Here is a 14801-nt window from a genome sequence, read left to right as displayed (position 1 = left end):
CGCCTCCGTGCAAACCACGCCCACTACAAACACTTTGCTGCCCCTGTTCAAGGGCAAAATGGCGTGCTGTGCAGCACGGGGAGGCGCGACCGGCGCCGCTGCTGTCCAAGCACCGTCCTAAAAACCACAAGAGGTTGATGACATGATCGTCCTGAAGGCAACACAAGATAAGGTTCTCGCGGTACTCCAGTCCGTGGCGGGCATCGTGGAGCGTCGGCACACGCTGCCCATCCTGGCCAACGTGCTGATCCGCAAAACCGGCAATGCGCTGCAGCTGACCACCAGCGACCTCGAAATCCAGATCCGCACCACCGCCGAACTGGGTGGCGACACGGGCGACTTCACCACCACCGTGGGCGCACGCAAGCTCATCGACATCTTGAAGACCATGCCCGGTGACCAGACCGTCAGCCTGGAGTCGCAGCAGTCCAAACTGATCCTGAAGGGCGGCAAGAGCCGCTTCACCTTGCAAAGCCTGCCCGCCGAAGACTTCCCGCTGGTGCAGGAATCTGCCGCCTTCGGCCCCGTGTTTGCCGTGCCACAAAAGACGCTGAAGGACCTGCTGGGCCAGGTGTCGTTTGCCATGGCGGTGCAGGACATTCGCTACTACCTCAACGGCATTCTGTTTGTGGCCGAGGGCAAGACCCTGAGCCTGGTCGCCACCGACGGCCACCGCCTGGCCTTTGCCAGCGCCACGCTGGATGTGGAAGTGCCCAAGCAGGAAGTCATCCTGCCGCGCAAGACCGTGATCGAACTGCAGCGCCTGCTGTCTGATGCGGGTGGCGAGAACCAGCCGCACATCGAGATGCAGTTCGCCAACAACCAGGCCAAGTTCACCTTTGGCGGCATGGAGTTCGTGACCAAGCTGGTCGAGGGCAAGTTCCCCGACTACAACCGCGTCATTCCCAAGAACCACCAAAACAGCGTGACCCTGGGCCGCGCGCCGCTGCTGGCCAGCCTGCAGCGCACCGCCATCATGACCAGCGACAAGTTCAAGGGCGTGCGCCTGAACATCGAGCCCGGCACCTTGCGCGTGGCATCGAACAACGCCGAGCAGGAAGAGGCGGTGGACGAGCTCGACATCGACTACGGTGGCGACGCCATCGAGATTGGCTTCAACGTCACCTACCTGATCGATGCCTTGGCCAACATGGGCCAGGACATGGTCAAGATCGACCTGCAAGACGGCAACAGCTCGGCGCTGATGACCATCCCCGACAACGACACCTTCAAATACGTGGTGATGCCCATGCGCATTTGACAGGCGCGCCATGCGTGATGCGGCACCTTCGGGTGCCGTATCCCCTTTTGCAAGCCACCGAAATTGCTATTTAATTTGTAGCTTCTAGCGCTTATTACATCTGCCCTAGAAGCTGATTTGACTCTTATTGACCAATTGCGAGACTCCCAAAGTCTCCACGGATTCCAAGGCCCACCATGACCGTTGACAACATTCCTTCCGAGCCCGAAGCCACCGGCGTCTCCGGCCATGTTGAGCCCACACTCACCAAGATCGACACCAACCAGGCAGGGGCCAGCGAGAGCTATGGCGAAGGCGCCATCACCATCCTTGAGGGCCTGGAGGCCGTGCGCAAGCGCCCCGGCATGTACATCGGCGACACCAGCGACGGCACCGGCCTGCACCACCTGGTGTTCGAGGTGGTCGACAACTCCATCGACGAAGCCCTGGCCGGCCACTGCGACGACATCGTCGTCACCATCCACACCGATAACTCCATCAGCGTCACCGATAACGGCCGCGGCATCCCCACCGGCGTGAAGATGGATGACAAGCACGAGCCCAAGCGCAGCGCTGCCGAGATTGCCCTGACCGAGCTGCACGCGGGCGGCAAGTTCAACCAGAACAGCTACAAGGTGTCGGGCGGCTTGCACGGCGTGGGCGTGAGCTGCGTGAACGCCCTTTCCAAATGGCTGCGCCTGACGGTGCGCCGTGAAGGCAAGGTGCACCAGCTCGAATTTGCGCGCGGCGTTGTGCAAAACCGCCTGCTCGACACCGTGGACGGCTTTGAAGTCAGCCCCATGAAGGTGACTGGCGAGACCGACAAGCGCGGCACCGAAGTGCACTTCCTGCCCGACACGGAAATCTTCAAAGAGAACAACGACTTCCACTACGAGATCCTGGCCAAGCGCCTGCGCGAACTCTCGTTTTTGAACAACGGCGTGCGCATTCGCCTCAAGGACGAGCGCAGCGGCAAGGAAGACGACTTCTCGGGCGCCGGTGGCGTGCGCGGCTTTGTCGAATTCATCAACAAGGGCAAGACCGTTCTGCACCCCACCTCGTTCTACGCCGCAGGCGAACGCCCGGCCGAGAGCTACGGCGGCATCCCCGGCACGCACATCGGCGTGGAAGTGGCCATGCAGTGGAACAGCGCCTACACCGAGCAGGTGCTGTGCTTCACCAACAACATCCCCCAGCGTGACGGCGGCACCCACCTGACAGGCCTGCGCGCCGCGATGACCCGCGTCATCAACAAGTACATCGAAGAAAACGAGCTGGCCAAGAAGGCCAAGGTCGAAGTCACCGGCGACGACATGCGCGAAGGCCTGTGCTGCGTGCTCAGCGTGAAGGTGCCCGAGCCCAAGTTCAGCAGCCAGACCAAAGACAAGCTTGTGTCGAGCGAAGTGCGCGCGCCTGTGGAAGACATCGTGGGCAAGCTGCTCACCGACTACCTGCAAGAGCGCCCAGCCGACGCCAAGATCATCTGCGGCAAGATCGTGGAAGCCGCCCGCGCCCGCGAAGCCGCCCGCAAAGCCCGCGAAATGACCCGCCGCAAGGGCGTGCTCGACGGCATGGGCCTGCCCGGCAAACTGGCCGACTGCCAGGAAAAAGACCCGGCGATGTGCGAGATCTACATCGTCGAGGGTGACTCCGCCGGCGGCTCTGCCAAGCAAGGCCGCGACCGCAAGTTCCAGGCCATCCTGCCCCTGCGCGGCAAGATCCTGAACGTGGAAAAAGCCCGCTACGAAAAGCTGCTGACCAGCAACGAAATCCTGACGCTGATCACCGCCCTGGGCACCGGCATCGGCAAGGCCGGTGGCACCACCGGCGGCGACGACTTTGATGTGGCCAAGCTGCGCTACCACCGCATCATCATCATGACCGACGCCGACGTCGATGGCGCCCACATCCGCACCCTGCTGCTCACCTTCTTCTACCGCCAGATGCCCGAGCTGGTCGAGCGCGGCCACATCTACATTGCCCAGCCACCGCTGTACAAGGTCAAGGCGGGCAAGGAAGAGCTGTACCTGAAGGACGGCCCCGCGCTCGACGGCTTCCTGCTGCGCATTGCGCTGAACCACGCCAGCGTGACCACCGGCGGCGCCAACCCGCAAACCCTGACCGGCGAGACCCTGGCCGAGCTGGCGCGCAAACACCAGATCGCTGAAAGTGTCATCGCCCGCCTGGGCAACTTCATGGACGCCGAAGCCCTGCGTGCCATTGCCGACGGCGTGAGCCTCAAGCTCGACACCGTGCAAGACGCCGAAGCAAGCGCCGTGGCCCTGCAAGCCAAGCTGCGCGAGTTGAACACCACCGGCGCCCCCGCCGAAGTGGCCGGCGAATTTGACGCCCGCACCGACAAGCCCCTGCTGCGCATCAGCCGCCGCCACCACGGCAACATCAAGAGCAGCGTCATCACGCAAGACTTCGTGCACGGCGCCGACTACGCCGCCCTGGCCGAAGCCGCCGAAACCTTCCGCGGCCTGCTGGCCGAAGGCGCCAAGGTAATGCGTGGCGAAGGCGACAAGCAGAAGGAAGAAAAGGTCAGCGACTTCCGCCAGGCCATGAAGTGGCTGATCAGCGAAGCAGAACGCACCACCAGCCGCCAGCGCTACAAGGGCCTGGGCGAAATGAACCCCGAGCAGTTGTGGGAAACGACAATGGACCCCAACGTGCGCCGCCTGCTGCGCGTGCAGATCGACGATGCGATCGAGGCCGACCGCGTGTTCACGATGCTGATGGGCGATGAGGTGGAACCGCGCCGGGACTTCATTGAAACCAACGCCTTGCGCGCTGGAAACATCGACGTTTGACGAAAACGATTCACCATGAAAATCGAAAACGCCATTTTCGATTTTCATGGTTCGCGTGGCTTTTACACCGTTGGCTTCTCCGTTAGTCGGGCAGTCCAGTGCCCTCCTGTCTCTTGTTGGACCTTCAACAAGTCGTAGGTCTTGAGCATGTCGAGCAGTCCTGAGTGACCATAGCTCTTGGGAGAAAACGACGGATCCGCGCGCTTGAGGTAGGAACCCAACCCTCCTACGCTCACGTTGCCTTCGGGGGTGTCTGCTGCCAAGAGCGTGACTGCTTCCACAATGAACTTGGGGCGCAGCTTGGGGGCTGGCTTGACTAGCTCAGCCTTGCTGGGTTGCTTGAGCGCGACAGACTCTGCTGCCGTAAGCTCGGATTCCGGCGCAGGTTTCACCCATTCAAAGAACTGGTCGCTCGCGTTGCGCAGCGCATCGGGCGACTTGGCCTCACCCACGATATGCACCGTCGCGCCCCGTTCTCGCAACTTGCGGCACAGATAGGCAAAATCAGAGTCGCTGGTGACGATGCAGAACGTCGTCGCGCGGCCGTCGAACAGCGCTTCCATGGCATCCAGCGCCAAAGCAAGGTCGGACGTGTTTTTTCCCGCCGCGTACTGGTACTGCAGGCATGGAGTGAACGCCAGGCGCACCAGCGCTTCCTGCCACTTGTTGGCCAACGTACTATGGTTGCCATAGCCCCTGCGCAGAACTACACGACCAAACTGCGCCACAACGCGCAGCGCGTACTCCAAAATCTCAGGGCTGGTGTTGTCGCAGTCCACCAGCACTGCGACACGCGACTCCGCATCGCCCATGTGATTTGCCATCGTGTGTGTCCTCCCGTGTGAAAAGTGTTGAATACTTGGCGCAAACCATTGGAACATCTCCGGCTTCGCATATGCCAACCCTCAACCAGCAGCGCACCCACAAGTACATCGCAGCCCGCCAGCAGCACCCGGCCTGGCTGCTGCTGGCCTCGCGGCGGGCACCGCTGGTGCTCAGTTGCCTGGACGCGCTGTTTGAACACCAGCGCGATGGCGTGCCGTTCGATGCCGCCGTGCAGGCGCTGGCGGAGATGCTGGTGGTGCATGCCAATGAGGTGGATTTTGAGATCGACAGCGACGACACCCTGAGCCAGGCCCGGCGCGAGGTGCGCGAATGGATTCGGCGCGGGCTGGTGGTAGAGCGTGAGGGGCGGGTGTTTGAGACCGATGCACTGAAAACCGCTCTGCGCTTCATCGCACAGCTGGACGGGCGCATGATGACTTCCACGGCATCACGTCTGGCGGTGGTGCAGCGCGAGATCGACAACCTGGCCGCCGCGCTCAACCCCGACCCGCAAAGCCGCACCGAACATTTGCAGCGCCGCATTGCCGACCTGCAGCAGCAGCTCGACAACGTGCAGGCGGGGCGCATCGCTGAACTCACGCCAGAGCAGGCCGTAGAAGGCATTCGCGAGGTGTATGCGCTCTCCGTCAGCCTGCGGGCGGACTTTCGGCGGGTGGAGGATTCGTGGCGCGAGGCCGACCGTGCGCTGCGCGAGGCCATCATCAGCGCCCGTCACCACCGGGGCGCGGTGATGGACCAACTGCTGGACGGTCACGCCAACTTGCTCAACACGCAAGAGGGCCGCGTGTTTGACGGTTTCCACCAGCAGCTTTCCAACCAGACCGAGCTGACCGAGATGCGCCAGCGCATCCGCCAGATCCTGGCGCACCCGGCTGCGGACAAGGCGCTGGATGGCCTGCAGCACAGCACGTTGCGCTTGCTGGTGCAGCAGCTCATCAGCGAAGCCAAGGCCGTGCAGACTGTGCGGGCGCGCAGCGAGCGCGAGGTCAGCCAGTTCATGAAGACCGGCCAGGCGGCCGAGAACCAGCGCGTGGGCCAGTTGCTCAACGACGTGCTGGAGCAGGCCCTGCGCATCGACTGGCAGCGCCAGGCCGTGCGCCGCCAAAGCGCGCCGCTGCCCCCGCTGGGCGTGGCCCTGGGCAGCGCGCCGCTGGTGGAGCGGCTGCGTACCAAATCACTCGACGGCGGCGAGCAGACAGAACTGCTGCTGACCACGGCCTACGCCGACCTGGGCCAGATGGACAGCGAGTTTTGGCAGGCCTTTGAAGGGCTGGACCGCGACGCCTTGGTGCAGCGCACTTTGCAAACGCTGGCAGACCGTGGCCAGCCCATGACCTTGGCCGAACTGGCCGCCGCGCTGCCACCGGGCGAACACGACCTGGAGACCTTTGCACTGTGGCTGGCCATGGCACGCGAGGCGGGGGTGGAGTTGCAGCCGGGTGAGGAACACATCGAAACGCAGGATGGCGACCAGCACTGGCGCTTCACGGTGCCGCGCGTGGCACTGGATGGCACACAGTTGGCGCACAGGGAATGGGAGCTGTGATGGGGCAAGAGCCGGATATTTTTGACCGCATGGCCGCGCAGGCGGCAGGTGTTGGGGTACCGCAGTCACTATCAAAAGAGGAGCTACCCGCGCTTTCTGAAAGCGCCTTGGCACCACAAACCACATCAAAAACCCCGCCCAACGTGCGCCAGGCGCTACAGTTTTTGCTAGCACATGGCTGGCTTGAATCTGCCGCCAAGCCCAAACTGTTCCACCTGATTGCGGCGCAAACGGCACTGTTCGATACGCTGCTGGAGCCCCTGGACTTGCGCGTGGTGGTGGACGACGTGCGCGGCCTGGCCTTTTTGGCGGTGGTTCCTGACTACGCAGGCGACGATACCGACGAAAGCGAGCAGGACGACTGGACACACCCGCTGATGAAGCGCCAGCGGCTGACGCTGGAGCAATCGCTGCTGCTGGCCCTGTTGCGGCGCGAGTTTTTGCAGCGCGAGCAAGAAAGCGGCACCGGCGCGGTGGTGCGCATCACGGTAGACAGCCTGCTGCCGCAGCTCGAAACCTACCTCGGGGCGATGGGCAGCGAGATGCAAGAGCGCAAGCGCCTGCTCCAGCTGCTGGAGAACCTGCGCACCCACGGCATGGTGAGCGAGGTGGATGCGCAAGACTGCATCACCATCCGCCCCATGATCGTGCATCTGCTCAACCCCGAGAACCTGCAAACGCTGCTGCTGCGCCTGCGCGAGGTGGCTGAAAAAGGCGGTGCACAAGGCAGTGCAGCCCAGCCAGAGGGCACACCATGAGCGCTGACGCCTCCTTCATCCTGCAAGAGCTGCACCTGTACCACTGGGGCGCGTTTGCGGGCCGCCACCAAGTGGCCATCGACCCTGGCAACAGCGCCATCATCGGCCCCACGGGCAGCGGCAAAACCACGCTGGTGGATGCGCTGATGACGCTGCTGTGCGCCAGTCCGCGCTACAACCTGGCCTCGACCGGCGGGCACGAGAGCGACCGCGATCTGGTGAGCTATGTGCGCGGTGCCAGCGGCCAGGGCAACGACAGCGGCGACCACATTGCACGCGCCGGGCGCTGCACCACAGGCGTGGCCGCCAAGCTGGTGCGCCAGGGTGCGGCGGGCCAAGAGACGGTGTGGCTGGGCGCACTGCTGTGGTTTGACGGCAGCAGCCAGTCGGCCAGCGACATGCAAAAGCGCTGGTTCTTTGCACAAGGGCCGCAACACAGCCTGGACCTGTGGCTGGAAGAGCAGCACAGCGGCGGTGCCAAGGCACTGACCCGGCTGGCCAAAGACACTGAGGGCCTGCAGATGTTCAGCAGCAAAGCCCCCTACCTGGCCAAGCTGCACAGCTTTTTTGAGGTGGGGCCCAACGCCTTCACGCTGCTCAACCGGGCGGCGGGCCTCAAGCAGCTCAACAGCATCGACGAGATTTTTCGGGAGCTGGTGCTGGACGATCACTCGGCCTTTGACGATGCGCAGAAGGTGGTCGATGGCTTTGCCGAGCTGGCCTCCATCCACGCCGATCTGGAGTTGGCCAATGCGCAGTGGGTGTCGCTATTACCGCTGCGCGAGTTGGCCACGCGAGAGCAGCAACAGGCCCAGCACCTGTCGCATTTGCAGACGCTGCAGCAACAGCTGCCGCAATGGTTTGCCGCCCAAGGTGTGCAATGGTGGGGCCAGCGCATAGCGCAGCTAGAGGCCCAGATGGCCGAACGCACCACGCAGCTACAGGCCGCACAGCAGCATGTGGATGCAGCACGAAAGCGCGAACAGGACTTGCACGGCCAATACCTGCAAGCCGGAGGTGCCAACATCGACGTGCTGCGCGAGAACATGGACCACGCACGCAAGGAGCTGGCGCGCATTGAGGGCAACTTGGCCCAATACCAAGCGCTGGTGCACAACCTGGGGCTGGGCGAGAACGCCAGCGCCAACGATCTGGCCCGCCACCAAGCGCAAGCCCACGCAGCGATGGAGCAGATCGACGCCGAACAGGCCGAGCTGCAAGCCCAGGCCGAGCACGCCATTGCCCAGGCCCACAACGCACACACCCGCCTGCGCGAAACCCAGGCCGAATACGACGCCGTGCGCCAGCGCCCCGGCTCCAATCTGCCGATGGAGTTTCAGCGCTTTCGCGCCGAGCTGGCCGACTACCTGGGCCTGCCGGAAAGCGACCTGCCCTTTGCCGCCGAGCTGGTCGAAGTGCGCCAAGCCGAACAAGTGTGGCGCGGTGCGATTGAGCGCGCACTGGGCAGCCACCGCCTGCGCATTCTGGTGCCCCAAACAGCCATGCACACCGCACTGCAGTGGGTGAACCAACGGCACAACCGGCTGCACGTGCGTCTTTTAGAGGTCCGCGATGCCACGCCCGCAACGTTCCTGCCCGATGGCTTTGCGCGCAAACTCAACCTCAAACCCGCCACACCCGCCGCGCACCTGAACACGCTGCGCCACCTGCTGCACGGCCTGGACCGCCACTGCGTGCCCGATGTGCAAACGCTGGAGCGCACACCCCACGCCATGACGGCGCAGGGCCTGATGTCCAGCCAATCGGGCCACTTCGACAAGCAGGACCAAAAGCGGCTGGACCAGGACTGGATGACGGGGTTTGACAACCGCGACCGGCTCGCGCATTTGCTACAACAAAGAGAGCAGCTTGCGCTGGAATATCAAGCGCTAGAGGCCCAAAAGACCCAAACCCTGAACGCCCAGCGCCAGGCGCACGAACAACGCCAACTGTGGGCCGCCCTGCAAGCGCTGCAGCACGACGACCTGGACACGGCGGCGGCCGAGGCACAGTGGCAGCACAAAGCGCAGCAACTGCAGGCGCTGCTGCACCCCGGCTCAGACACCGCGCAGGCCAAACACCGCTGGGACGCAGCGCAAGCGCACACCCGCGCGGCAGAGGAGCAACTGCGCGAACTGCAAACAGCCCAAACGCAAGACGACACCTTGCGGGCCGCCGCGCAAAAGAAGCACAGCGCCTACCAGGCACGCAGCGCTGGCGGGGCCGTGGTGGCGGCGGACTTGGCCGCAGACTTTGCGGCGAATCTGGCCCGCGCCGGGCACCGCCTGCCCGCGCTGGATGGCGACAACCTCGAAACCCAGGAGCGCGACGCCAGCGCCACCGTGCAAGCCAAAGCCGCCGAGGCCAGCAAAAAGCTGAACACCCTGCACACCGACATCGTGCGCCAAATGGGCAAAGCCAAGCACGAAGACCGGGGCGCACTGGCCGACCATGGGCCAGAGGTGGAGGCGCTGCCCCACTACCTGCAGCGCCTGCAAGCGCTGGAAGAAGAAGCCCTGCCGCACAAGCGCCAGCGGTTTCAGGAATACCTCAACAACACCTCGCAGCAGGGCGTGGACACCCTGCTCAACGGCATCGCCGCGCAGGTGACCGACATTGAAGAGCGCATTGCCCAGCTCAACGAAACGCTGCAGCGCGTGGACTTTCAGCCCGGCCGGTATTTGCAGCTAGAGCCCCGCGCCGTCGTCCACCAAAGCCTGCAAGAGCTCAACCGTGCCCAGGCCCAGCTGCGCACCGAAAGCCTGCGCGACGATGGCGGCCAAAGCCACTACCGGGCGCTGCGCGCCATCGTGGAGATGCTGCAAACCCACGCCAGCAACCGCCGCAGCAAGGCCGCGCAAGCGCTGCTGGACGCCCGCTACCGCCTGCAATTTGCCGTGCTGGTGCTCGACCGGGCCAGCGGCCAGATGCTGGAGCGGCGCACCGGATCGCAAGGCGGCAGCGGGGGCGAGAAAGAAATCATCGCCAGCTACGTGCTCACCGCCTCGCTGAGCTACGCGCTGTGCCCCAGCGGCGCCAGCCGCCCGGTGTTTGGCACCATCGTGCTGGACGAAGCGTTTTCCAAAAGCTCGCAGGCCGTGGCAGCGCGCATCATCCAGGCGCTGCGCGAGTTTGGCCTGCACGCGCTGTTCGTCACCCCCAACAAAGAAGTGCGCCTGCTGCGCAACCACACGCGCAGCGCCGTGGTGGTGCACCGGCGCGGCGCACAGGCCACGCTGGCATCGCTGCGCTGGGAGGAGATTGACGCCTTTCGCCGCAGCGCGCAAAGCACTTCCTCTGGCAATGCGGCATGAAGTCGCCACAAGTCCTGGCCGCCAAACTGGCCCAGCAATGGCACAGCGCCGACTGGCGTGAGCGCCAGCTATTGGGCGGTGGCACGGCATGGCCGCTGACCCTGCCCATCGGCCAGCCCGACACGGCCGTTTTTTTGAACGACGCCGCCGCGCTGCGCAGCCATTTGCAGCAGTGGCGGGCGGTAGAGCAGGACGGCCTGGGCCATGTGCAATGGCAAGAGCGGCGCTACCGGGGCAGCAGCGACGCCATTGCCGTGCCCACCCACTGGCAACTGGCCAAACCCTCGCAGTGCATCGCCGCCATCCGCCACTTCAAGGTGCTGGGGCATGCGCAAGTCCACAGCGACTACGCCCGGCTCAGCACCCTCATCGCCGGGGTAGAGCGCCCCGGCTTTCAGCGCCTGCTGGTGCGCCGCCTGGTGCAGTGGCGCGATGTGCCCGTCGATGCGGTCATGGCCGCAGCGCACATGGCCCTGCAACTGGAGCCCGGCTGCGCCCAAGGCAAACCCCTGCGCGCACTGGCGGTGCAGGGCAATGACACCAAGTTTTTTGAACGCCACGCCAGCCTGCTCACCGCCCTGCTGGACGAGCGCTTTGACGGCGAAGCCAGCCGCCAGGGGCTGGTGGGCTTTTTGGGCGCGCTGCCCGAAGACGACCACTGGCTGCTCATCGCCCCGCTGGCCCCCGGCCTGCTGCCCTTTGCGCAAATGCGCGTGCGCGCCAGCGAGCTGCTCACCACGCCACTGCCCGGCAGCCGCATCCTGCTGGTAGAAAACGAACGCTGCCTGCACCAACTGCCCGCGCCAGTGCAGGACACGATCGCCGTGTTGGGCGCGGGCCTGAACCTGGGCTGGCTGGCCGCACCCTGGCTGCAAGAGCGCAGCGTGGCTTATTGGGGCGACTTGGACACCTGGGGTTTGCGCATGCTGGCCACGGCCCGCCACCACCTGCCACACCTGCACGCGCTGCTGATGGATCGCGCCACCTTTAGCGCCCACCAACACCTGGCAGTGGCCGAACCGGTGCACGCCCCCGAGCCCATTTCAGGCGCACAGACGCCCGAAGAAGCCGCACTGCAAGCGCACCTGCGCGCGCAAGCCAGAGGACGGCTGGAGCAGGAGTTCTTGCCCACAGACACCGTACACCGCGCTGTGCGAACCTGGGTGAATGACAATGATGGGCAGGCCTGAGGACCTGTTCAAGTGCTGCGCAAGGCTTCGACAAGCTCAGCCCGAACGGATATTTGAGTTCCAAGAGACCCAACAGATAGCCCCATCACCCCTATGCGCTCCCCCATCGCCATCGTTGACGTTGACCGCCTGGACACCTGGTCCCGCTACCGCGCGGGGCTGTGCGAGACCTGCGCGGCCAACTGCTGCACGATGCCGCTGGAGGTGCAGCTGTCAGACCTGGTACGGCTGGGGCTGGTGGATGCGTTTGAGGCCGAGCACGAGGAGCCCCGACACATTGCCAAGCGGCTGCAAAAGGCGCGGCTGATTGACCACTTCAACCACAAGAACGTGATCTTCACCATGGCGCGGCGGGGCAGTGGGGATTGCAACTTTCTCGACCCCAAGACGCGGCTGTGCACGGTGTATGACCAGCGGCCCGAAACGTGCCGCCTGCACCCGCAGAAGAAAAGCCCCAAGCCGGGTTACTGCGCGTATGGGCGGCGCGGGGGCTGAGGTAATCCTCGGCACACCGCCACGGCCATGAAGGCAGCCGCCCTGCCGGTGATTGACCCGGCCCGGTGCACGGGTTGTGGCTGGTGCGTGGCGGTGTGCCCGCCGCATGTGCTGTCGCTGCAAGTGCAGGGGGACAGCCGCTGGGGGCCGAAGCGGTCGGTGCTGGACGATGCGCAGGGCTGCACGGGCTGTGCGCTGTGTGCGGTGCGCTGCCCTTTTGATGCGATTGCGATGCGGCGTTGTCCCACAGCCAAGCCAGCGCAGCCGTGATGAGATGGGGCCTTTGGGAGCCCCAGGGCTCCAGCACACCAAGGAGTTCACCATGTCTGAAAAGAAAGCCAGCGTTCATTGGGAAGGGGCCGGCAAGGCAGGCCAGGGCCAGATCAGCACCGAGACGGGCGCGCTGGAGCGTTACCCCTACGGCTTTGCGAGCCGGTTTGGCGACGACCGCAAGGGCACCAACCCCGAAGAGATTCTGGGCGCGGCCCATGCGGCCTGTTTCACGATGGCGTTTTCATTCGCGGCCGAGAAGGCGGGCGTGGCCACCGAATCTGTGGACACCACAGCCAGCGTGCGCTTGAGCAAGGATGGCGACCGGTTTGTAATTGACCGCATTGCGCTCACGCTGAAGGCCAAGGTGCCGGGCCTGGACGACGCGGCGTTTCAAAAACTGGCGGCCGATGCCAAGGCCCATTGCCCCTTGTCGAAAGCGCTGGCTGCGGTGCAAGAGATCACGCTGCAAGCACAGCTGGTGCCCTGAACGGGCCCGGGCCACAGCGGCTTCAAGCAAAAACAGCCACTGGCGCCCGTACAGCAAGCGCCGCTAGCTCTTAAAACAATAGCGACGATTGCCTGCAAGCGCACTCGCGCCGTGCGCAGGTGACGGGGCTGGGGCGGTGCGCTACACTGGCCGCCTCATGTCGTTCACTCCATCCGCCGTCATCGCACCTGCCGCAGCCTTTGCGTGCATGGGCATGATGCTGCCTGCGTTCACGCGGGCGATGGGTGCACGAATGATGATCACCATTACCACCGCGGCCACCTGAGCGCAGCGCAGGTGGCCGTTTCGGCAGCCACCTGGTGATCGCTCTCTCTTCCCCCACAAGACGAATGCACGAAACCCAGCTCTGGCAGCTGGGTTTTTTTGTTTGTTCGTTCGTTTGATGTTTGGAGAAGCCGATGTACCGCGATCCTGTCGAGAGTCTTGAGCCCCAGTTCAGCCACGCCGCCGCGTTGGCACCCCGCCCGCTGCGCGTGGGCATGATTGGCATTGGCACCGTGGGCTCGGGCACGTTCCGCGTACTGGCGCGCAACCAGGCGGAGATTGCGGGGCGCGCGGGGCGGGGCATCAAACTGGTGATGGTGTGCGCCCGCAGCCTGGCCCGTGCGATGCGCGTGGTGGGCAGAGATGCCGCGTTGACCAACGACCCGATGCTGGTGGCCACGCACCCCGATGTGGATGTGGTGGTGGAAGTGGCCGGGGGCACCAGCCCCGCACGCGAATGGGTGCTGGCCGCCATCCGCGCGGGCAAGCATGTGGTCACGGCCAACAAGGCACTGCTGGCCACGCACGGCAACGAAATCTTTGCCGCCGCCCGCCAGCACGGCGTGACAGTGGCATATGAGGGCGCGGTGGCCGTGAGCATTCCCATCATCAAGGCGCTGCGCGAGGGCCTCACGGCCAACCGCATCGAGTGGGTGGCGGGCATCATCAACGGCACCACGAATTTCATCCTGAGCAAGATGCGCGATGAGGGCCTGGGCTTTGCCGAAGCATTGGCGCAAGCGCAGGCGCTGGGCTATGCCGAGGCGGACCCGACGTTTGACATCGAGGGCATCGACGCGGCCCACAAAATCACGCTGCTGGCGGCCAATGCGTTTGGCATGCCGGTGCGCTTTGCCGATGCGCAGGTGGAGGGCATCACCCGCCTGCAGGGGCTGGACGTGGCTTGTGCCGAACAACTGGGCTATCGCGTCAAGCTGCTGGGCGTGGCGCGGCGGCGCAAGGAGGGCGATGCCGATGGCGTGGAGCTGCGCGTGCAGCCCGCGCTGGTGCCTGCCACGCATTTGCTGGCGCAGGTCAACAGCTCGATGAACGCGGTGATGGTGAAGGGCGATGCGGCGGGTGTGACGATGTTTTACGGCGCGGGCGCAGGGTCAGAGCAGACCGCATCGGCCGTGATTGCCGACCTGGTGGACGTGGCCCGCCTGCAGGGCACCACGCCCGCACAGCGCGTGCCGCACGAGGGCTTTCACGCCCACGCGGTGAATGAGCAACTGGCCGTGCTGCCACGCGCAGCCGTGCACACCCGCCACTACCTGCGCGTGCCCGTGCACACCGCACAGCAGCTGGACGAGGTGAGTGCATGGCTGGCAGCGCAGCAGGTGCCGGTGCAGCGCGTGGAACTGGCTCGCGACCAGGCGCTGCCCGCTGGCAGCGGCCCCGAGGCGCAAGCGCAAGTGCTGGTGCTGACCGACGCCGTGGCCCAGGCCACGGTAGACCGGGCCGTGCACGCGCTGGCCGACCACCAAGCGGTAGCGGGGCCAGTGGTGACGCTGCGGGTGGAAGTGCTGGAGGGTTGAGGGCGGGGCGGCAGGG

12 protein-coding genes are annotated in these 14801 nt (G+C 64.8%); 11 read left to right on the top strand and 1 reads right to left on the bottom strand.

Annotation, left to right across the window (positions count from 1 at the left end):
* The first annotated feature begins 142 nt into the window (after positions 1–142).
* Positions 143–1261 (top strand): DNA polymerase III subunit beta, encoded by a 1119-nt coding sequence (gene dnaN / locus PQV96_RS21110; RefSeq protein WP_273624164.1) that lies wholly within the window; start codon positions 143–145, stop codon positions 1259–1261.
* A gap of 176 nt (positions 1262–1437) precedes the next feature.
* Positions 1438–4053 carry a DNA topoisomerase (ATP-hydrolyzing) subunit B gene (gyrB, locus tag PQV96_RS21105; protein WP_273624163.1) on the top strand — a complete coding sequence of 872 codons (2616 nt, stop codon included), beginning with the start codon at positions 1438–1440 and terminating at the stop codon, positions 4051–4053.
* 62 nt (positions 4054–4115) lie between these two features.
* Here the strand turns inward: gyrB and PQV96_RS21100 are convergent, their stop codons facing one another.
* A complete protein-coding gene (locus tag PQV96_RS21100) occupies positions 4116–4877 on the bottom strand; it encodes an NYN domain-containing protein (RefSeq protein WP_142082655.1) in 762 nt (253 codons plus the stop codon).
* A gap of 71 nt (positions 4878–4948) precedes the next feature.
* On the opposite strand from PQV96_RS21100, the gene PQV96_RS21095 reads away from it, so the two are divergent.
* From PQV96_RS21095 to PQV96_RS21055, 9 genes are all read left to right on the top strand, one after another.
* Entirely contained in the window at positions 4949–6445 is a 1497-nt protein-coding gene (locus PQV96_RS21095) for a DUF3375 domain-containing protein (RefSeq protein WP_273624162.1), read from the top strand.
* Positions 6446–6552: 107 nt separating this feature from the next.
* Positions 6553–7203 carry a DUF4194 domain-containing protein gene (locus tag PQV96_RS21090; RefSeq protein ID WP_273624161.1) on the top strand — a complete coding sequence of 217 codons (651 nt, stop codon included), beginning with the start codon at positions 6553–6555 and terminating at the stop codon, positions 7201–7203.
* On the top strand, positions 7200–10517 hold the full coding sequence (locus tag PQV96_RS21085) for an ATP-binding protein (protein ID WP_273624160.1): 3318 nt from the start codon (positions 7200–7202) through the stop codon (positions 10515–10517). Before PQV96_RS21090 ends, PQV96_RS21085 begins: the two co-directional genes overlap by 4 nt.
* The gene (locus tag PQV96_RS21080; protein ID WP_066693905.1) at positions 10514–11707 is read left to right on the top strand and encodes a Wadjet anti-phage system protein JetD domain-containing protein; all 1194 of its coding nucleotides are present in this window, start codon (positions 10514–10516) and stop codon (positions 11705–11707) included. The genes PQV96_RS21085 and PQV96_RS21080 overlap by 4 nt, the downstream gene beginning before the upstream one ends.
* 93 nt (positions 11708–11800) lie before the next feature.
* Entirely contained in the window at positions 11801–12202 is a 402-nt protein-coding gene (locus PQV96_RS21075; RefSeq protein ID WP_142082650.1) for a YkgJ family cysteine cluster protein, read from the top strand.
* A 27-nt stretch (positions 12203–12229) separates the two neighbouring features.
* Entirely contained in the window at positions 12230–12472 is a 243-nt protein-coding gene (locus PQV96_RS21070) for an ATP-binding protein (protein ID WP_273624159.1), read from the top strand.
* Positions 12473–12524: 52 nt separating this feature from the next.
* The gene (locus PQV96_RS21065) at positions 12525–12962 is read left to right on the top strand and encodes an OsmC family protein (protein ID WP_273624157.1); all 438 of its coding nucleotides are present in this window, start codon (positions 12525–12527) and stop codon (positions 12960–12962) included.
* Positions 12963–13119: 157 nt separating this feature from the next.
* Positions 13120–13248 carry a hypothetical protein gene (locus tag PQV96_RS21060; protein ID WP_273624156.1) on the top strand — a complete coding sequence of 43 codons (129 nt, stop codon included), beginning with the start codon at positions 13120–13122 and terminating at the stop codon, positions 13246–13248.
* A 133-nt stretch (positions 13249–13381) separates the two neighbouring features.
* On the top strand, positions 13382–14785 hold the full coding sequence (locus PQV96_RS21055) for a homoserine dehydrogenase (RefSeq protein ID WP_273624155.1): 1404 nt from the start codon (positions 13382–13384) through the stop codon (positions 14783–14785).
* Positions 14786–14801: the final 16 nt, after the last annotated feature.

Origin of the sequence: Acidovorax temperans, assembly GCF_028596105.1 — a bacterium.
GTDB lineage: Bacteria > Pseudomonadota > Gammaproteobacteria > Burkholderiales > Burkholderiaceae_C > Acidovorax > Acidovorax temperans.
This window is presented reverse-complemented; position numbering and strand designations above follow the sequence as displayed.

Excerpts from the sequence above, each read along its gene's own strand:
- gyrB (WP_273624163.1), top strand. The coding sequence starts at position 1,438 with ATGACCGTTGACAACATTCCTTCCGAGCCCGAAGCCACCGGCGTCTCC.
- PQV96_RS21065 (WP_273624157.1), top strand. The coding sequence starts at position 12,525 with ATGTCTGAAAAGAAAGCCAGCGTTCATTGGGAAGGGGCCGGCAAGGCA.
- PQV96_RS21075 (WP_142082650.1), top strand. The coding sequence starts at position 11,801 with ATGCGCTCCCCCATCGCCATCGTTGACGTTGACCGCCTGGACACCTGG.
- PQV96_RS21070 (WP_273624159.1), top strand. The coding sequence starts at position 12,230 with ATGAAGGCAGCCGCCCTGCCGGTGATTGACCCGGCCCGGTGCACGGGT.
- dnaN (WP_273624164.1), top strand. The coding sequence starts at position 143 with ATGATCGTCCTGAAGGCAACACAAGATAAGGTTCTCGCGGTACTCCAG.
- PQV96_RS21085 (WP_273624160.1), top strand. The coding sequence starts at position 7,200 with ATGAGCGCTGACGCCTCCTTCATCCTGCAAGAGCTGCACCTGTACCAC.
- PQV96_RS21060 (WP_273624156.1), top strand. The coding sequence starts at position 13,120 with ATGTCGTTCACTCCATCCGCCGTCATCGCACCTGCCGCAGCCTTTGCG.
- PQV96_RS21095 (WP_273624162.1), top strand. The coding sequence starts at position 4,949 with ATGCCAACCCTCAACCAGCAGCGCACCCACAAGTACATCGCAGCCCGC.
- PQV96_RS21080 (WP_066693905.1), top strand. The coding sequence starts at position 10,514 with ATGAAGTCGCCACAAGTCCTGGCCGCCAAACTGGCCCAGCAATGGCAC.
- PQV96_RS21055 (WP_273624155.1), top strand. The coding sequence starts at position 13,382 with ATGTACCGCGATCCTGTCGAGAGTCTTGAGCCCCAGTTCAGCCACGCC.
- PQV96_RS21100 (WP_142082655.1), bottom strand. The coding sequence starts at position 4,877 with ATGGCAAATCACATGGGCGATGCGGAGTCGCGTGTCGCAGTGCTGGTG.